This is a genomic window from Bordetella muralis (assembly GCF_054781015.1).
This window is the reverse complement of record NZ_BAAGVF010000009.1, coordinates 55346-72152: the sequence shown is the minus strand read 5'-3', so window position 1 is coordinate 72152 and position 16807 is coordinate 55346. Positions and strand designations below refer to the sequence as shown.

The window sequence follows — 16807 nt, the reverse complement described above, 5'->3', positions numbered from 1 at the left end:
GCAGCCACCCTCTACAATGCGCCCGAGGAGATGATCTATGCACCTGCACATTCTTGGTATTTGCGGCACTTTCATGGGTGGCCTGGCGCTCATCGCACGAGCCGCCGGACATCGCGTCACGGGCTGCGATACCGCTGTTTATCCACCGATGAGCACTCAGTTGGCCGAGCAAGGCATCGAGCTGATAGAGGGATATGGCGCAGACCAGATGTCACTGTCGCCTGACTTATATGTCATCGGCAATGTCGTCACGCGCGGCAATCCGCTCATGGAAGCCATTCTGGATGCCGGTGCACGCTACGTGTCGGGGCCGCAATGGCTGGGGGACAACATTCTGCCTGGCGCCCATGTACTGGCAGTCGCCGGCACGCACGGCAAAACCACCACCAGCTCCATGTTGGCCTGGATACTCGAGGCGACAGAGCGGCATCCCAATTTCCTGATTGGCGGCGTCGCCAATGATCTGAAGGTCTCGGCTCGCTACGATCCGGCCGTACGGCCGTTTGTCATTGAAGCGGACGAATACGATACGGCGTTTTTCGACAAACGCTCGAAATTCGTGCACTACCGTCCCCGCACAGCCATCCTGAACAATCTGGAATACGATCACGCTGACATTTTTCCCGATCTGGCGGCAATCGAAACCCAATTTCATCATTTGGTTCGCACCATCCCGGGCTCGGGCCGTATTGTGCTGCCTACGAAATCCGAAGCCCTGGACCGTGTGATTGCTCGCGGCTGCTGGTCAGAAACGGTGAGCTTTGGCGCCGATGGCGCTTGGCAAGCCGGCCCGGCCGATGCGGATGGCGCCTTTGAGGTGCTGCGCGATGGACAGTCTTTGGGCACCGTGCGCTGGACATTGGGCGGAGAACACAATCGGATGAATGCTTTGGCGGCGCTGGCAGCTGCCGAACATGCCGGCGTGGATCCGGCCGACGGCATTGACGCGCTCAGCCGATTCGGCGGCGTCAAACGCCGTATGGAACTGCGCGGGACCGTCAATGGCGTCAAAGTCTATGACGACTTCGCGCATCACCCTACAGCCATTGAGACGACCCTGGAAGGCCTGCGCCGCCAGGTCGGAGACGCGCGCATTCTGGCGGTGCTGGAGCCTCGCTCGAACACGATGAAACTCGGCGCCATGGCGGCGCGCTTACCCGAATCGCTGCAATTGGCCGATCAAGTATTCTGCTTTGGCGCGCGCAGCGGCAAGCACGCGCTGGGCTGGAATCCCGACGAGGTCCTGGCCCCGCTGGGCGCGCGCGCCAGCAGCTATGATGATCTGGACTCCCTGGTGGCCGCAGTCACCCAGGCAGCACGCCCCGGCGACCACGTCCTCGTCATGAGCAATGGCGGTTTCGGAGGCGTACACGGCAAACTGCTCGATGCGCTGGCGCAACGCGCCGGCACCACGCACTGACGCGCGGCCAGGACTCATCATGATTCTGTATCTGCACGGTTTTCGTTCCTCGCCGGATTCGTTCAAGGCCCGATTGATGGCGCAAACGCTGACCGATCGCGGCCGGGCGGGCGAACGCGACTGGCAATGCCCCCAATTGCCCGCCGGCCCCAAGGCCGCCTTGGATCTGGCGATGGCCCTGGCTCAGCGCCAATTGGCCACGGCAGCCTCCCCGCGCGACCTGACGATCATTGGTTCGTCGCTGGGCGGTTACTATGCCACCTGGCTCGCCGAACAACTGAACTGCAAAGCCGTGCTGCTCAATCCCGCGGTCGAGGCGCCGCGCGATTTGGCCACACAGGTCGGCCACCACCGCCTGTATCATTCCGACGCCCCATTCGAGTTTCGGGCCGAATATGTGGACGAATTATCCGCCGCGTACGTGCCCGCCATCACCAAACCGGAGCGCTATTTTCTGATAGCAGCCACGGGGGACGAGGTGCTCGATTGGCGCGAAATGCGTGATCGCTATGCGGGTTGCCGCCAACGCATCGTCCCAGGCAGCGATCACGGGCTGTCGGATTTTGCACAGTGGCTACCCGAGGTGCTGGAGTTCGCTGGACTGGACTCAAATTAGACAACCAAGCGCCTGCGCTCAAGGAACGTCGAGCTGATTCAAGTTCCTTATTCGCAGGGTCGGACTGTGCGACGCCCGGTCCGGGATGTGCTTTCAAGATAGGTCTGCGCGGATGACGCCGCGCGCTCGATGGACGAATTATGTACGTGTTTTACGAAGAAGACGGCGGCTTCAAGGCTGGCAATATCATGTCGGAGACCGACGCCAGCCTGCAGGTGGAGTCAGAGTCGGGCAAGCGAAGCAAGATCAAACGCGCCAATGTCCTGTTCACGTTTGCCGAACCGGCGCCGGGCGCGCTGATGGCGCAAGCCGCGCAGGATGCTGAAGCGCTGGATCTGCAGTTCCTGTGGGAATGTGCTCCGCAAGAAGAATTCGACTCATCAACACTGGCTGCCGACTATTTCGGTCACACACCCACCGCTGTGGAGCGCGCCGCGTTGCTGATGCGCTTGCATAGCGCGCCCGCCTATTTTCATCGCCGTGGCAAAGGCACCTACCGCCCCGCCCCGCCGGATATCCTGGCAGCAGCGCTGGCTGCCTTGGAAAAGAAGCAGAAACAGGCTGAACAGCAGCAGCAATGGGTCGATGACATGGCCGCGGGCCGCCTGCCCGAAGAGATCGCCCAAGTCGCGGAAACGCTGCTGATTCGCCCCGACAAGAACAGCATGCCATGGAAAGCGTTGGACGCGGCGTGCGCAAGGCTGCAGAAAAGCCCGGACCGCCTGTTGCTCGAATTGGGTGCATGGCCGCATGCGTTGGCCCTGCACAAGCGCCGTTTTCTGGCCACCCATTTCCCGCGCGGTACGGGCTTTCCGGACACGCCCATTCCCGCGCTTACGCGCGACCTGCCGCTGGCGGATGCGGAAATTTATTCCGTGGACGACATCACCACCACAGAGATCGATGACGCGCTATCGGTGACGTCGCTGCCCGATGGGAAAATCCGCGTGGGCATTCACGTCGCAGCCCCCGGCCTGTCGGTCACGCGTGATAGCGACCTGGACAAGCTGGCGCGGGCGCGCCTGTCCACGGTTTACATGCCGGGCGAGAAAATCCCCATGCAGCCGGACAATGTGATCCAGGCATTTTCGCTGGACGCGGGACGCGAAGTCCCCGCCCTGTCTCTCTATGTGACGGCAGACCCGGCAACTGGCGAAATCGCAGAAACCGAAACACGGATAGAACGCGTCGTGTTGCGCGCCAACCTGCGCCACAACGAGTTGGACGGTCAGATCACCGAGGCCGCGTTGAATGATCCCGACGCGCCGCTGCCCTATGGCCACTGGATGCGCCCGCTCTGGCAATTGGCCATGGCGCTGTCGGCGCAGCGCGATACGGTCCGTGGCAAGCCTGAAAACAACTCGCGGGTCGAGTACAGCTTTTACCTGGACGGGGATCCCGACGATCCCGACACGCCGGTACGGCTGGTGCCTCGTCAACGCAACGCGCCGCTGGATCGCCTGGTCGCCGAATACATGATCCTCGCCAACAACGTGTGGGGCGGCATGTTGAACCAACACGGCGTTCCCGGTATCTACCGGTCGCAACAAGCTGGCCGGGTGCGCATGAGCACCCAGGCCTTGCCGCACGAGGCAATCGGGGTACCGCAGTATGCCTGGAGCACGTCGCCGTTGCGCCGCTATGTCGACCTGGTCAACCAATGGCAGCTGATTGCCGCCGTGGAACACGGCGTATCGGCGCGTCTGGTGGCGCCTTTCAAGCCGCGCGATGCCGACCTGTTTGCCATCATCGGCGCCTTTGACGCGCAATATGCTGCCTGGAACGATTTCCAGAACAGCATGGAACGCTATTGGTGCCTGCGCTGGCTGCAACAACAAGGCATCACCCGCGTCGTCGCGAATGTATTGCGGGACGATCTGGTTCGCCTCAGTAATGCGCCGTTGGTCACGCGAGTCGGGGGGCTGCCCGAGCTCGAACGCGGTGCAGCGGTGGAGCTCGACATTCTCGGTTTCGACGAGTTGGGATTAGAGCTGGATTGCCGATATGTGGGTCCGGCAAACCCTGCCTGATTTAAAATGCCCCCGTGCGACGTTCTGTTGATTTGTATTCGACGCGAGGCGGTTTATTGCGCTGGTTTGGCGCGCCCGCCCAGCACTATCTGCGGATCGGCCTGGCGATCTCGCTCTTGCTGCACGCCGGCGCGCTGGCGTGGCGTCTGAGCACGCCCCCTGCCAGCCGCCCCAAGCAGGCGCCGCTGGAGATCACGCTGGTCAATGCCCGCACCGAGCTGGCCCCGGCGCAGGCTCAGGTCATTGCGCAGAATCACGTCGACGGCGGCGGCAACGCCGACCGTGGGGTGGCTGCCACGCCGTTGCCTCGCACCGGTGATTCGGCCGAGACTATCGTGCTGCAGGCCATGCGCAAGCGCCAGACCCAACTCGAGGCCGAACAAATGCGGCTGCTGACCCAATTGCAGTCCCAGGTCACGGTCGGCACCGAGCGCCAATCTGTGTACCCCTGGCCTGACGCCACGGTAGATGGCGAAGACGTGCATGAGCAGCCAGGAATCGTGCAGAATGCCCAGATCGCCACACTGGCCTCACGCATCCAGTCCTATAACGCCCAACCGCGCAAAACCTTCGTCGCGCCGTCGGCACAGGCCTCACACTATGCCGCGTATCTGGACAGTTGGCGTTCGCGCGTCGAGGCCATCGGCACTCGCCATTACCCGGAACAGGCACGCGGCCGGCTATATGGGTCGCTGCAAATCACCGTTTCCATCCGCGCCGACGGCAGCGTCGCGTCGGTCGACATCGACCGGCCGTCGCAACATGCCGTGCTGAATCAGGCGGCGCGACGTATCGTGCAGTTGGCGTCGCCCTTCCCTCCGTTACCGGCCGACATCGCCAGCGAGACGGATATCCTGGTCATTACGCGGACCTGGCATTTCGTCAACGACACGTTGCAAACCCGGGCCCCATGATTTTTGCGTAAGCTACCCTCTTGAACTACATATCTATATAAGCCGACGCAGCATCCGGCCCGACGAACCAGCCAAGCCCACGACGCAGATAACGCAGATGACCCCGTCCAGCTCACTACCTCGCTACGCCGTCATCGGCAACCCCGTGGCGCATAGCAAATCGCCCCATATTCACGCGCTGTTTTCGGCACAGACGGGCAAACCGCTGCAATACGAACCTCTGTTGGCGCCGGTGGATGGATTCGCAGCGACCGTGCAAGCCTTTCGGGAACAAGGCGGCTTGGGGCTGAACGTCACCGTACCGTTCAAAGCAGAAGCCTTTGAATTGGCCCGTGCCCATTTGAGTGAACGCGCTCGCCTGGCAGGTGCGGTCAACACCCTATGGCTGCAGGATAACGCCTGGCAGGGCTGCAACACCGATGGCGTCGGGCTGGTGGGCGACCTTCTGCGGCTCGGGGTAACCCTGGCCGGAGCACGCGTCTTGCTGGTTGGCGCCGGGGGCGCTGCGCGGGGCGTGCTGCAACCCTTGGCCGATCAGGGGTGTGCCCAACTGCATATCGTCAACCGCACCGCTGCGCGTGCTCACGAGTTGGTCGCGTCCTGGCCTGCCGGCGCAACGCCTCACACCCGCGTCACCGCGGGCGCCCTGGACCAGGCCGGCACTACTGGCGGCTGGGACGTCGTGATCAATGCCACGGCCAGCAGCCTGCAAGGTGCGGCGCCGGATCTGCCACGAGGTCTCTATGCCCCCAATGCGCTGGCCTACGACATGATGTACGCCGCCATGCCCACCGCGTTCATGCAACAGGCGACGGCCGATGGCGCCGCGCGCACCGCCGATGGCTTGGGCATGCTGGTCGGCCAGGCCGCGGAGAGCTTTTTGATCTGGCATGGGGTGCGCCCCGACCCTGCACCGGTGCTCGCCACGTTGCGCGCTGCACTGTTGGCCAAGGGCTGACCCCGGATGGCGACGCGCAACTCGACTGTTCGCCGAATTCGTTGGGGCCGGGTGATCGGAGCCGGCCTGATGGCCCTGTTGTGCCTGCTGATCATTTATCAGTTGTGGATGTTCTGCCTGGTGGTCTGGTATGCCTACCGGGACCCCGGCAGCAGCGCGGTCATGCGTCAGGAACTATCGCGGCTGCGCGACACCAATCCTCATGCCGAGCTGCAATATCAGTGGGTTCCCTATGACAAGATCAGCACGTCGTTAAAGCGCGCAGTCATCGCCTCAGAGGATGCCAACTTTACAGAACATGATGGTGTCGAGTGGGATGCGATCCGCAAAGCATGGGAATACAACCAACGCCAGGCGGAAAAGGGCGGCGGCAAAATGCGCGGCGGCTCGACCATTACGCAGCAACTGGCCAAGAATCTGTTTCTGTCCAGCTCGCGCAGCTATGTGCGCAAGGGAGAGGAACTGGTGCTGACCTATATGATCGAGCACGTCATGTCCAAACAGCGTATTCTGGAGCTGTATCTGAATGTAGCCGAGTGGGGTGAAGGCGTCTTTGGGGCCGAGGCTGCTGCACGCCACTATTACAAGACAAGTGCAGGCGGCCTCGGTGCCTCGCAGTCCGCCCGTCTGGCAGCCATGCTGCCCAATCCGCGTTACTACGACAAGCACCGCAACACCAGTTACCTCAATTCACGTACGGCTACATTGACGCGCCGCATGCGAATGGTTGACATTCCTTAACACCAGGGAAACCTCCTATCTCGTTCCGTCGACGCAAAACATCCCCGGCAGACTGAGCGATTTTGGTAAGCTTTCACGTTTACGCGTATCCCCACGCTCGACTTATATTTCATGCGTACCGCCCGTCGTTATTTGGCCCGCGAAATTTTTCGCTCTTGTGCAGTAGTGCTGTTGGCTCTGCTGGGGCTCTTCACGTTCTTCGCGTTGGTCGACGACCTGGACAACGTCGGTGACAAATTCAGCATGCTGGCCTTGTTGTACATGCAGGCGCTCGCCTTGCCCACACGACTCTATGACCTGCTGCCCATCGGCTTGCTGATCGGTGCCATTCTGGCGTTGGCGGGCCTCGCTCAGCGTAACGAACTGGTCATCCTGCGCGTATCGGGAGTCAGCGGCATGCGGTTGCTGGGCATGCTGTGGATCATCACGCTGCCCCTGGTCATCGGCGCCACCCTGCTTTCCGAATTTGTCACCCCGGCCGCGGAAATCAAAAGCGGCGAAGCCAGCCTGATGTTCCGCGGCAAGGCCAGTGGCGCCCGCATGGACAGCGGATATTGGTTCAAGGAACCGACGCGCGATGGCGGCACCCGGATCATCAACATTGCCACGCTGCTGGCCAACGGCGATGTCGAGGGGGTGACGCTATATGAATTCAAACCTGGCCAGGAATTGACAACGCTGTCCAAGGCCACGACAGGCTCCTTTACCAACGACAAGCTGGTGCTGCACGACGTAGTCGAAACGCATCTGGATGACGCGGCGGCCGAAGCCTTGGCCAATGCCAAGCAGCCGACGACGATGCCGGCTCAAGTCACCAAGGTTGCGCAACGCGAACTGGACACGACGCTCAGTCCTGATCGCCTGTTGGCTCGTGTCTTGACGCCCGAGCGCATGTCATTGAACACCCTGCTGGACTACATCGACTATCTGAACCAGAACCAGCTCGATGCCAGCCGCCAGATCGTCGCGCTCTGGCGCAAGGTTGCCTATCCCTTCACGCTGTTTGTCATGATCACGATTGCGGCGCCGATCGGCTTTATGCAGACGCGCCGAGGCGGCGTGGGCGCCAAGGTGTTCGTGGGGATTCTATTGGGCGTAGGCTTTTTCATGCTGAATCAGCTGGCGCTGAACGTCGGCATGCTGAGCCGCTGGCCGCCCTGGTTGACCGCCTTGGGTCCCAATGTAGGGGCCGTGCTCGTGGCGCTGGGCGCACTCAGCTTGATGGAATATCGGCACGCGACGACACGTCTTATACAAACGCGTTGGCCCTGGAGAAAAAATCCCGTATGACAGGCGGCAGCATTTGGATGATTGGCGACGTACAGGGTTGCTGCGCGCCGCTTGAGCAGTTGCTATCCCATCCGGATATCAGTAGTGAGCCGGATGCGCATTTTTGGTTCGCAGGTGACTTGATCAATCGTGGACCGCAGTCGCTCGCCAGCCTGCGGCGCATCATCGCGATGGGTGATCGCGCGATATCCGTGCTGGGTAATCATGATCTGCATTTGCTGGCGGCGGCAGCAGGGGTTCGCAAACCCTCCAAATCAGACACTATCGATGAGATTCTGGATGCGCCGGATGCAGAGGAACTGATCGACTGGCTGCGGTTTCGTCCGCTGGCGCACTTTGAGCATGACCATTTGCTGGTGCATGCCGGTGTTTTGGCGAAATGGGATGTGGCCAAGACATTGGCGCTCGCCGGCGAAGTGGAAACCATGCTGCGCGGGCCGAATTGGCGAAAGGCGCTACAGAAGATGTACGGCAACGAGCCTACGCACTGGAAGGATGGCCATACAGGGGGGAAACGCCTGCGGGTCATCATCAATGCATTGACGCGCATGAGGCTGTGCACGCCGCGTGGGCATATGGAGTTCAATACCAAAGTGGCGCCGGGGGCCTGGCCCGCGGGCTTGGTGCCCTGGTTTGACGTCAAGGGACGGCAGACCCGGGATGTAACGATCGTATTCGGGCATTGGTCCACGCTGGGGTTGCTGGTGAGGCCGGATGTGATTTGCCTGGATACGGGGTGCGTCTGGGGCGGGGAACTGACGGCAATGCGGCTGCAGGATCGGAAGCTCGTGCAGATCAAGTGTTCGCAGTTTCGGGATCCGTTGGTGGAGAAATAGCCCGGCGGCGACTGCATTCGCACGTGTACCCAGGCGTCCGCTCCCCGCTGGAGGGAGGATGAGTTCTTCTGGCGTCGAACAGGGGCAATCACGGTGTGGGGGCTTCGCGTGGTCGGTCGGCCGCCTGCGCGGCCGACATCGCTTCGTCAACCTCGTCGCTGCGCTCCTTCGGTTTCCCTCGCTCGACCACGAGGCGCCCCCACACCGTGATTGCCCCTGCTCGACTCGCGATGTCTCAGGCTTCCCGCATCGCCGGGACGGGTGTCTTGCTTAGGCTTCGTGGGGCGGGCTTTTTTTATAAACGGTCGGCGATGGCGGAGCGGGCTTGTTTGGAGATTTCCAATCGGGTGACTGGGGTGCCATCGGGGGCCTGTGTGGCCAGCGGGGCGACGAATTCGACTTCGACTGAGAGGCCTGTGGCGCCCAGGACGCGCCAGAGATTGGTGGCAAGGGTTTCTTCGCCGACGAAGGCGGCCAAAGGACTGCGCTGGCCGTGTTGCAGAAAGCGCAGGACGACAGGCTGGATCGGGATACAGGCTACGCGGGCAGGCTCGAAGAGGCTGGCGTGGAAGGGACGGACGGTGTCGCCTTCGCTGGTAGTGCCTTCGGGGAATAGGCCAACGGCCTCGCCTTGTTTAAAACGGGCCTGGACGGCTTCGCCGACGGCATGGACGGCATGACGTTGGCCTCGTTCGATAAATAGGGTGCCGGCGCCTGCAGCAAGCCAGCCTATGACAGGCCAGCTGCGGATCTCGCTTTTGGCCACGAACGAGGTGGCGCGAACGGAGTTGACGACAAAGATGTCGATCCAGGAGACGTGGTTGGCGACCCACAGGACTGCACCGGTCAGCAGGGGTTGACCGCTGACAACCACGCGGATGCCGCAAAACGACATCAGCCAGCGTGACCAGAAGCGATTTAGCCGCGCACGTGCGGACAGCCCCAGAAAGGGATAGACAAGGCCTACGCAGAGCAAGCCAAAAATGATCCACAGCACCACGAGGATCAAACGCAGAACGATGCGTGGAAACTTGAGCAAAGACAAGTTCAGGACTCCCTGGCCATCAGCGTGCCCTCCCGTGGGGCGGTCGGCCGGCCAGCATCATACCTGTGATTGCTTGCTGGCATCTCATTACCGTTGGGACGGCACCTCGCTGCACGAGCGGATAGGGGTCAAGGCAAGGCATCGAGATAGCGTTGCAGGATGACCGAGGCGGCCATCGCGTCATCGGGCTCGTTCGTGCCCAGCAATTGCTGGGCCTCCATGCTGGAGCCGCGCTCGTCGACGAGCTCGACCGTCAAGCCGAAACGGCCGTGAAGCTGATTGGCAAACCGGCGACAGCGGGCGGTGGCGGGTTGTTCTCCGCCGTCAGGGGCCAATGCCAGCCCCACGATCACGCGTTGGGGCTGCCATTCTTCGAGCAATTGGGCAATGCGCCCAAACCGGGCATCGCGCACTTCGGAGAAAATGATTTCCAGCGGCCGCGCTTGCCGGGTCAAGGTGTTCCCGATGGCGATACCGATTTTCTTTTCCCCGAAATCGAAGGCCAGCAGGGTTTCCTCAGGCATGCCCCGCACCGCCGGACAGCATGACGGGATCGACGCCCAGCAGTTTCAACGCCGCGGGGTAGCGGTCTTCGGGCGGCACATCGAAGATGACCTTGGCGTCAGCACCTACGCTCAGCCAAGCGTTCTGGGCCATTTCGCTTTCGAGTTGGCCAGCGCCCCACCCGGCATAACCGAGCGTCACCAAGATGCGCGCGGGCCCGTTACCATCGGCAACAGCTTGCAGCACATCGCGCGAGGTTGTCAGGGCCAGATCGCCCAACTTGATGCTCGAGCTGTAGTCCCCGGCAGGCGCATGCAGGACAAATCCGCGATCTGTCTGCACCGGGCCGCCAAAGAAGACCGGCGCATCGTTCACCGGCTGGATTTCGAGTTTCAGGTCAATACGCTCGAACAAACCGGACAAGGTCAGGTCGGTAGGGCGATTGATCACCAACCCCAACGCCCCGCGCTGGGTATGCTCGCAAATATAAATGACCGACCCAGCCAGATTGCCCTCGACCATCTGCGGCATGGCGATCAGGAACTGGTTGGAAAAATCGGTGGCCGGTGCCTGGGACGTATCGTCGTCCGCGTCATCAGCATGCGTATCGTAATGCTCGTCGGTCATAACATCCCCTTGTTGGGGCTGGACGGGGACAGCCAGGCTGCCCGCACGTTCAGATTTCCATCAATTCAAAGTCTTCTTTCCGGGCGCCGCACTCGGGACAGACCCAGTTCGGCGGGACGTCTTCCCAGCGGGTGCCCGGCGCAATGCCTTCTTCTGGCAGGCCAGACTCTTCATCGTATACCCAGCCACAAATCAAACACATCCAAGTACGCATAGTTCTCTTTTCTCTGTTACATCAATTGCGGCCGACCCGCCCGCGACGGGCAAAGCGTAAGCCGCATCCATTAGAATGGGGCAATCTTACCGAAACCCAATAGGGGTTGCCCGATTTGCCGTCGTGCGATCGGACAAAATCCCGCCTTTCACGCAGCATTTGACCTCTGTGACTCCCCCTCTCATCCTGATTTTCGGGCCGGTTGACCCCTCTGGCGCCGACGGACTCCCCGCTGACGCCGTGACCAGCGCCCGCCTGGGCTGCCACGGGCTGGCCGCGGCGACGGCCCTTACCGTGCAGGATACTGCCGGAATCGAAGACATCCAGCCCATTTCACCCGAATTGCTCGACGATCAGGCACGCTGCCTCCTCGAAGACATGCCGGTACACGCAATTAAAGTCGGCGGACTTTACAGTGCCGAGACGGCCAGCGTGGTAGCCCAGATCGCCGCAGACTATAGCCAGGTGCCGCTGGTGCTGCACCTGGGCCAACGCGGTGTGCTGGCCCAGGACGTGGCCGCCGAGGACGACGCCCAAGACCTGCTGGCCGCCACCCTGGAGCTGGTGCTGCCTCAAACCGATCTGGTGGTGGTCGAGCACATACGCCTGGCGCAATGGCATGCAGATGGCGAAATCAACATCGGTGACGCGGCCAGCCCCATGCATGCGCTGGTCGCGGGTGGGGCGCAGTGGGCGCTGGTACTGGGCGCCCCCGTGCGTCCTGGACATAATGGCAATGTACTGCTGGGCCCCGAGGGACAAACCGTCACGTTGCCATGGCAGGCTCCTCCCGAGCGCAATGCCGATACAGGCGGCGTCGCTGCCACAGCGGCTGCCGCCATGCTGGCGCAGGGGCTGGACATGCCCAAAGCGGTCGAGCAAGCCCTCCACCACGCCGACCAGACCCTGGCAGCCGCCTTTTTGGCGGGAATGGGCCGACGGATTCCAAATCGGATAGGCACTCCATGACCACATTACGCTTTCCGTCGGGCCTCTACGGTGTTACCCCTGAATGGGACGACACGGATCGATTGCTGGATGCCGTGCGTGCCGCGGCCGCGGGCGGCATGCGTGCCCTGCAACTACGGCGCAAGAACGCCACCCCTGAGCAGCGTGCGGCCCAGGCTCGCGCCCTGGCGCCACTATGCCGCGAGCTCGGTGTCGTATTTTTGATCAATGACCATTGGCGTCTGGCGCTGGACGTCGGCGCCGATGGCGCACACCTGGGCCGTGACGACGGTGATCTGGCGCAGGCGCGTGCGGATGCCGGACCCAACCTGATCCTGGGCGCGTCCTGCTACAACGAATTGGATCGGGCGCGTCAGTTGCTCGATGCAGGCGCAGACTACATCGCGTTCGGGGCCGTATTTTCCTCGCCCACCAAGCCGCAAGCGGTGCAAGCGCCCTTGAGCCTGCTCGCGCAGGCTCGTGAACTGGCGACTCGTCATGCCGCTGAGCAAGGCGCGACCGCATTCGCGGCGGGCACATCGGCGCAGCCCTCCTCTACCGTGGCACGTGCTGCTGTGGTTGCCATCGGCGGCATTACGCCTGCTCTGGCCCCGCAGGTCGCTCAAGCAGGTGCAGACAGTATCGCGGTGATCACGGGGCTTTTCGAAGCGCCTGATATTAAAGCGGCGGCCCAGGCCTGCGCTGCGCCGTTTCCCTCATCATGCCGCGACGCGGACGCGTCGTTTTTTTCATAGAAACATCATGTCCACCAACGCCCAACTTTTTGATCGTGCTTGCCGCAGCATCCCTGGCGGCGTCAACTCTCCTGTACGCGCCTTCCGCTCGGTGGGCGGCACACCGCGCTTTATCAAGCGCGCCCAAGGGCCCTACGTGTGGGACGAGGAAGACACCCGTTACATCGACTATGTCGGCTCCTGGGGTCCGGCCATCCTGGGCCACGCCCATCCCGAAGTCGTCGAGGCCGTGCGCGAAGCTGCGCTGGGCGGCTTGTCGTTCGGCGCACCGACCCAAGCCGAGATCGAGCTGGCGGAAACCTTGATCGAACGCCTGCCCTCTCTGGACAAAGTTCGCCTGGTGAGCTCGGGCACCGAGGCTACGATGACGGCTATCCGTCTGGCTCGCGGCGCAACCGGCCGTGCCAAGATCGTCAAATTCGAGGGCTGTTATCACGGCCATTCAGACAGCCTGCTAGTCAAAGCCGGCTCGGGCCTGTTGACGCTGGGCAATCCCAGTTCTGCTGGCGTGCCGCCTGAGTTTGTCTCGCACACGCTGACCCTGGAATACAACAACCTCACCGCCGTCGAAGCCGCGTTTGCGCAGCACGGCACCGACATTGCCTGCGTCATCGTAGAACCTGTCGCCGGCAACATGAACCTGATCAAACCCGCCGATGGATTCCTGCAGGGCCTGCGGGATCTGTGCACGCGACATGGCGCCGTTCTGATTTTCGACGAAGTCATGACAGGCTTTCGTGTGGGCCCTCAAGGCGTCCAAGGTCTGACCGGCATCAAACCCGATCTGACGACCTTGGCGAAAGTCATCGGTGGCGGCATGCCCGTCGGTGCATTGGGTGGCCGTGCCGATTTGATGGAACATCTGGCTCCGCTGGGCGCTGTCTACCAGGCAGGCACACTGTCGGGCAACCCCGTTGCGGTCGCCGCCGGTCTGGCCACCTTGCGCCTGATTGGCGAGCCGGGTTTCTATGATCGCCTGGCAGCCCAGACGACGCGCCTGGTCGACGGTCTGCGCCAGCGCGCCCAAGCCGCCAATATCGCTTTCTCGGCCGATTCCGTCGGCGGCATGTTCGGCCTGTACTTCCGGGACACGGTACCCAACTCGTTCACCGAGGTTTCCGCCAGCGACGGCGAAGCGTTCAAGCATTTCTTCCACGCCATGCTGGATCGCGGCGTACATTTTGCGCCGTCGGCCTTTGAGGCCGGTTTCGTCTCGGCCACGCATGATGACGCAGTCATCGATGCGACGCTGGACGCAGCCGAGGCAGTTTTTGCGGGAATGCGTGCCTAACGGCCTGACCGCCCAAGGAAACATCGCAACATCATCAGGCCGTCTACTGACCGTAGATGGCCTGATGACATCGTACTCAGGCCAAGGCCGCAGCTGGGGCCACAGCAGCCCCCTGGATGCCATGACGTTTCAGCGCATCCTCAACAAATCCACTGCGCTTCATCTCTTCGACAAAGCTTGCCAGCACTTTCGCAGCGGCCTCTCCTCGCCCGCGCGGCAGCCCCATCGCTTGGCGAATCGTCATAAAGCTTCCTTCAAGCAAACGCAATCCACCATGGTGGCGCGCATCCGACTCAAGCTGTTGCTTGACCCCTGCGGCCACCTCGGTCCCATCAGCCAAAAAGGTTGCCACAACCGTCGGAGAAGTCGCTGCCCGCGTGATAGACGCGTGTTTTAACTCGCGAGACAAGAACAGATCGTAGGCACTGCCTTGGCCTACCGTCACGCGATGTCCCGCGCGATCGACTTCGTCCATGTGCTGCAACGGCGAGTCATCACGGACCAGATAGGCCCCCTCAATCAGCACATAGGCATCGGTAAAACATATCCCTGCCGCACGTTTCGGATCGATGGCGAAAAAACCGATATCGGCTCGTTCTTGTGTCACCGTGTCCACCGACTTGCCAGCGCTATCAAGCACCACCAGCTCCAGCTCCACACCGAGGCGCCGGGCAAAAGCATCCGCGAGGTCTACAGACACACCGGCCGGTTCACCCGCCGCATTTCGATTCGCGAGAATGGGATTACCGAGATTGATAGATGCTCGTAAACGGCCAGTAGGGGTGAAGGAAGAAACGACATTCGGATCAATAGTCATAGAGAAAATTGCCAAGTGATAATTCAAACGGAAAATCGTTGTAGTCGCGGCTGACAGCAAAGATCGATCTGCATAGGCTCCAGATCATCACCGAACCACGCGTTAATGGCCGCGTGGCGTTCGCTCACGTATTCGGGCAAGCCCTGATCATTCAAAACCATTCCCACATCATGCCCCGGGACGAGCAACGTATTAGGCCGACGGCGCCACAGCGCCCAGATCTGTTCCACGCTTGCCTGACTCGCAGCGACGTCCCCTGTATCCACGACACGGCCGGATATCAACTCCGCGCGATTCTTTGCCGCGTCTCCGGTAAACAGCACGGGCTGGCGTTCGTCGTCCATATAAAACAGGAGGTGGCCCGGCGTATGTCCCGGCGCGGCGATGGCTGTAATACCGGGAATAAACATTTCGTTATGACGCAGACGCTTGACGCGGGCCAACTGCGTCAGCTCTCGTACATACAGCTCGGGCAAGGGATTGAAACCGGGAGGTTGTTTTGATGCCCAGTCGAGTTCCAGTTCCCCTATCCAAACGGTGGCATTGGGGAAAAGCGTGAAATTCACGGCATGATCGTAATGGGCGTGCGTCAGCACCACATCCGTGATCTCTGACGCATCGACACCACAAGCATGCAATTGCTTGTTGAGCAGATGGCGTATACCGAAAGCCCCTACATCAACCAGGATCTTGCGATCCGCTGCCCGCAATAACGTGCTGGTGCTCCAACCCAGTCCCCCGTGACAGACGGCACGCCCGGGGTATCCCTGCACAAGAATATCGATCTGATACATCGCTTACTCCGCTTTCACATGAGCATCTTGAATCAGCTGCCGATAGCGCAGCAGATCCTCGCGTATTTGCTGCGCAAACGCTTCGGGCGTCCCGGCGATGATCTCGTTGCCACCCTCGGTCTCCAGCTTGCGAACCACATCAGGATGTTTTGCAGCGCGCACGGCGGCGGCGTGCAGCTTCGCAATGATCTTGGGGCCCGTTCCGGCCGGCGCCAAGAGACCTTGAAACTGTGTCACGACGAAATCCTTGTAGCCTAACTCCTGCATCGTGGGAATGTCCGGAAGCCCTTCTGCCCGGCGAGGACCGGATACCGCGTACCCGCGCAGTTTTCCCGTACGCAGATAGGGCGTGGCAGTAACCACCGTATCAAAGGTGAAAGAGAGTTGGCCACCCAGGACATCCGTCAACGCCTGCGCATTGCCTTTGTAGGGAATGTGCGAGAGTTCGGTCTTGGTCTGCATCGCCAACAGTTCCCCGGCCAAATGTCCGCCGGCACCGATACCGGCGGAGCCATAAGTCACCTCACCGGGTTTCTCCTTTGCGGCTGCAATGAGTTCATCAAGACCGTGAATCGATGATTGCTCAGGCACGACCAGCACGTACTGGTAGCTCGCGATCTGACTGATAGGAGCAAAATCCTTGACAGGATCGTATGGCGTTTTTTTGTAAAGCGAAGGGTTGACGACGAGCGGACCGCTCGCATCGAGCAGCAAGGTATAGCCGTCCGGCGCAGACTTGGCGACCATATCGGTGCCAATCATGCCATTGGCTCCTGGCTTGTTCTCCACAACAATCGTGCCGCCGAGCTCATGAGACATCTGTGCGGCCAACACGCGCGCGGTGATATCGGCGGCACCGCCCGCGACGTAGGGCACAATCATCCGGATAGGTTTATCCGGGTAATCGGCCATGGCGGCACCGGAAGCCCCCATCAATCCCGCGATTAATGCCACGCTCAAGCACAGCCTTTTTTTCTTCATCGCCTGTCTCCTCTATACGCCGCAAC

General features: G+C 61.4%; 18 protein-coding genes. 11 read left to right on the top strand and 7 right to left on the bottom strand.

The window, feature by feature from the left end:
• Positions 1–37 precede the first annotated feature (37 nt).
• From mpl to ACYVIT_RS23800, 8 genes are all read left to right on the top strand, one after another.
• The gene (gene mpl / locus ACYVIT_RS23835; protein WP_415807459.1) at positions 38–1420 is read left to right on the top strand and encodes a UDP-N-acetylmuramate:L-alanyl-gamma-D-glutamyl-meso-diaminopimelate ligase; all 1383 of its coding nucleotides are present in this window, start codon (positions 38–40) and stop codon (positions 1418–1420) included.
• 16 nt (positions 1421–1436) lie between these two features.
• The gene (locus ACYVIT_RS23830) at positions 1437–2036 is read left to right on the top strand and encodes a YqiA/YcfP family alpha/beta fold hydrolase (RefSeq protein WP_415807480.1); all 600 of its coding nucleotides are present in this window, start codon (positions 1437–1439) and stop codon (positions 2034–2036) included.
• Positions 2037–2176: 140 nt separating this feature from the next.
• A complete protein-coding gene (locus tag ACYVIT_RS23825; protein ID WP_415807460.1) occupies positions 2177–4066 on the top strand; it encodes a ribonuclease catalytic domain-containing protein in 1890 nt (629 codons plus the stop codon).
• Between the two features lie 14 nt (positions 4067–4080).
• Positions 4081–4980 carry an energy transducer TonB gene (locus ACYVIT_RS23820; protein ID WP_415807461.1) on the top strand — a complete coding sequence of 300 codons (900 nt, stop codon included), beginning with the start codon at positions 4081–4083 and terminating at the stop codon, positions 4978–4980.
• Between the two features lie 97 nt (positions 4981–5077).
• Positions 5078–5938: a shikimate dehydrogenase gene (gene aroE / locus ACYVIT_RS23815; RefSeq protein WP_415807463.1), complete on the top strand. Its 861-nt coding sequence runs from the start codon at positions 5078–5080 to the stop codon at positions 5936–5938.
• A 6-nt stretch (positions 5939–5944) separates the two neighbouring features.
• Positions 5945–6679: a monofunctional biosynthetic peptidoglycan transglycosylase gene (mtgA, locus tag ACYVIT_RS23810; RefSeq protein ID WP_415807464.1), complete on the top strand. Its 735-nt coding sequence runs from the start codon at positions 5945–5947 to the stop codon at positions 6677–6679.
• Positions 6680–6790: 111 nt separating this feature from the next.
• Positions 6791–7969 carry an LPS export ABC transporter permease LptG gene (gene lptG, locus ACYVIT_RS23805; RefSeq protein WP_415807465.1) on the top strand — a complete coding sequence of 393 codons (1179 nt, stop codon included), beginning with the start codon at positions 6791–6793 and terminating at the stop codon, positions 7967–7969.
• Complete coding sequence (locus ACYVIT_RS23800; protein ID WP_415807466.1) at positions 7966–8805, top strand: symmetrical bis(5'-nucleosyl)-tetraphosphatase; 840 nt, start codon at positions 7966–7968, stop codon at positions 8803–8805. Before lptG ends, ACYVIT_RS23800 begins: the two co-directional genes overlap by 4 nt.
• A gap of 295 nt (positions 8806–9100) precedes the next feature.
• Here ACYVIT_RS23800 and ACYVIT_RS23795 read toward each other — a convergent pair whose 3' ends face one another.
• The 4 genes from ACYVIT_RS23795 to ACYVIT_RS23780 all read right to left on the bottom strand — a co-directional run bounded on the left by ACYVIT_RS23795 (position 9101) and on the right by ACYVIT_RS23780 (position 11195).
• The gene (locus ACYVIT_RS23795; protein WP_415808440.1) at positions 9101–9850 is read right to left on the bottom strand and encodes a lysophospholipid acyltransferase family protein; all 750 of its coding nucleotides are present in this window, start codon (positions 9848–9850) and stop codon (positions 9101–9103) included.
• Between the two features lie 128 nt (positions 9851–9978).
• Positions 9979–10374, bottom strand: coding sequence for a Holliday junction resolvase RuvX (ruvX, locus tag ACYVIT_RS23790; RefSeq protein WP_415808441.1), 396 nt, complete (start codon positions 10372–10374; stop codon positions 9979–9981).
• Positions 10367–10981, bottom strand: a complete 615-nt coding sequence (locus ACYVIT_RS23785) for a YqgE/AlgH family protein (RefSeq protein ID WP_415808442.1) — start codon at positions 10979–10981, stop codon at positions 10367–10369. Before ACYVIT_RS23785 ends, ruvX begins: the two co-directional genes overlap by 8 nt.
• 49 nt (positions 10982–11030) lie before the next feature.
• The gene (locus tag ACYVIT_RS23780) at positions 11031–11195 is read right to left on the bottom strand and encodes a rubredoxin (RefSeq protein ID WP_094819754.1); all 165 of its coding nucleotides are present in this window, start codon (positions 11193–11195) and stop codon (positions 11031–11033) included.
• 159 nt (positions 11196–11354) lie between these two features.
• Between ACYVIT_RS23780 and ACYVIT_RS23775 the strand changes: the two genes are divergently transcribed.
• From ACYVIT_RS23775 to hemL, 3 genes are read left to right on the top strand one after another with little or no spacing between them, the layout of a single operon-like run.
• The gene (locus tag ACYVIT_RS23775) at positions 11355–12164 is read left to right on the top strand and encodes a bifunctional hydroxymethylpyrimidine kinase/phosphomethylpyrimidine kinase (protein WP_415808460.1); all 810 of its coding nucleotides are present in this window, start codon (positions 11355–11357) and stop codon (positions 12162–12164) included.
• Entirely contained in the window at positions 12161–12898 is a 738-nt protein-coding gene (gene thiE, locus ACYVIT_RS23770; RefSeq protein ID WP_415808443.1) for a thiamine phosphate synthase, read from the top strand. The genes ACYVIT_RS23775 and thiE overlap by 4 nt, the downstream gene beginning before the upstream one ends.
• Positions 12899–12905: 7 nt before the next feature.
• The gene (hemL, locus tag ACYVIT_RS23765) at positions 12906–14189 is read left to right on the top strand and encodes a glutamate-1-semialdehyde 2,1-aminomutase (RefSeq protein WP_415808444.1); all 1284 of its coding nucleotides are present in this window, start codon (positions 12906–12908) and stop codon (positions 14187–14189) included.
• Between the two features lie 76 nt (positions 14190–14265).
• Here the strand turns inward: hemL and ACYVIT_RS23760 are convergent, their stop codons facing one another.
• The 3 genes from ACYVIT_RS23760 to ACYVIT_RS23750 are packed head-to-tail and all read right to left on the bottom strand — an operon-like array spanning position 14266 to position 16781.
• A complete protein-coding gene (locus tag ACYVIT_RS23760) occupies positions 14266–15006 on the bottom strand; it encodes an ABC transporter substrate-binding protein (RefSeq protein WP_415808445.1) in 741 nt (246 codons plus the stop codon).
• 23 nt (positions 15007–15029) lie between these two features.
• Positions 15030–15800, bottom strand: coding sequence for an MBL fold metallo-hydrolase (locus tag ACYVIT_RS23755; protein WP_415808446.1), 771 nt, complete (start codon positions 15798–15800; stop codon positions 15030–15032).
• Between the two features lie 3 nt (positions 15801–15803).
• The gene (locus ACYVIT_RS23750; protein WP_415808447.1) at positions 15804–16781 is read right to left on the bottom strand and encodes a Bug family tripartite tricarboxylate transporter substrate binding protein; all 978 of its coding nucleotides are present in this window, start codon (positions 16779–16781) and stop codon (positions 15804–15806) included.
• Positions 16782–16807 lie beyond the last annotated feature (26 nt).

What these genes read in the sequence shown, in the direction of transcription:
- mtgA (WP_415807464.1), top strand. Translation starts at nt 5,945, where the DNA reads ATGGCGACGCGCAACTCGACTGTTCGCCGAATTCGTTGGGGCCGGGTG.
- ACYVIT_RS23750 (WP_415808447.1), bottom strand. Translation starts at nt 16,781, where the DNA reads ATGAAGAAAAAAAGGCTGTGCTTGAGCGTGGCATTAATCGCGGGATTG.
- ruvX (WP_415808441.1), bottom strand. Translation starts at nt 10,374, where the DNA reads ATGCCTGAGGAAACCCTGCTGGCCTTCGATTTCGGGGAAAAGAAAATC.
- ACYVIT_RS23825 (WP_415807460.1), top strand. Translation starts at nt 2,177, where the DNA reads ATGTACGTGTTTTACGAAGAAGACGGCGGCTTCAAGGCTGGCAATATC.
- ACYVIT_RS23785 (WP_415808442.1), bottom strand. Translation starts at nt 10,981, where the DNA reads ATGACCGACGAGCATTACGATACGCATGCTGATGACGCGGACGACGAT.
- ACYVIT_RS23760 (WP_415808445.1), bottom strand. Translation starts at nt 15,006, where the DNA reads ATGACTATTGATCCGAATGTCGTTTCTTCCTTCACCCCTACTGGCCGT.
- ACYVIT_RS23780 (WP_094819754.1), bottom strand. Translation starts at nt 11,195, where the DNA reads ATGCGTACTTGGATGTGTTTGATTTGTGGCTGGGTATACGATGAAGAG.
- mpl (WP_415807459.1), top strand. Translation starts at nt 38, where the DNA reads ATGCACCTGCACATTCTTGGTATTTGCGGCACTTTCATGGGTGGCCTG.
- ACYVIT_RS23755 (WP_415808446.1), bottom strand. Translation starts at nt 15,800, where the DNA reads ATGTATCAGATCGATATTCTTGTGCAGGGATACCCCGGGCGTGCCGTC.
- aroE (WP_415807463.1), top strand. Translation starts at nt 5,078, where the DNA reads ATGACCCCGTCCAGCTCACTACCTCGCTACGCCGTCATCGGCAACCCC.
- hemL (WP_415808444.1), top strand. Translation starts at nt 12,906, where the DNA reads ATGTCCACCAACGCCCAACTTTTTGATCGTGCTTGCCGCAGCATCCCT.
- ACYVIT_RS23800 (WP_415807466.1), top strand. Translation starts at nt 7,966, where the DNA reads ATGACAGGCGGCAGCATTTGGATGATTGGCGACGTACAGGGTTGCTGC.
- lptG (WP_415807465.1), top strand. Translation starts at nt 6,791, where the DNA reads ATGCGTACCGCCCGTCGTTATTTGGCCCGCGAAATTTTTCGCTCTTGT.
- thiE (WP_415808443.1), top strand. Translation starts at nt 12,161, where the DNA reads ATGACCACATTACGCTTTCCGTCGGGCCTCTACGGTGTTACCCCTGAA.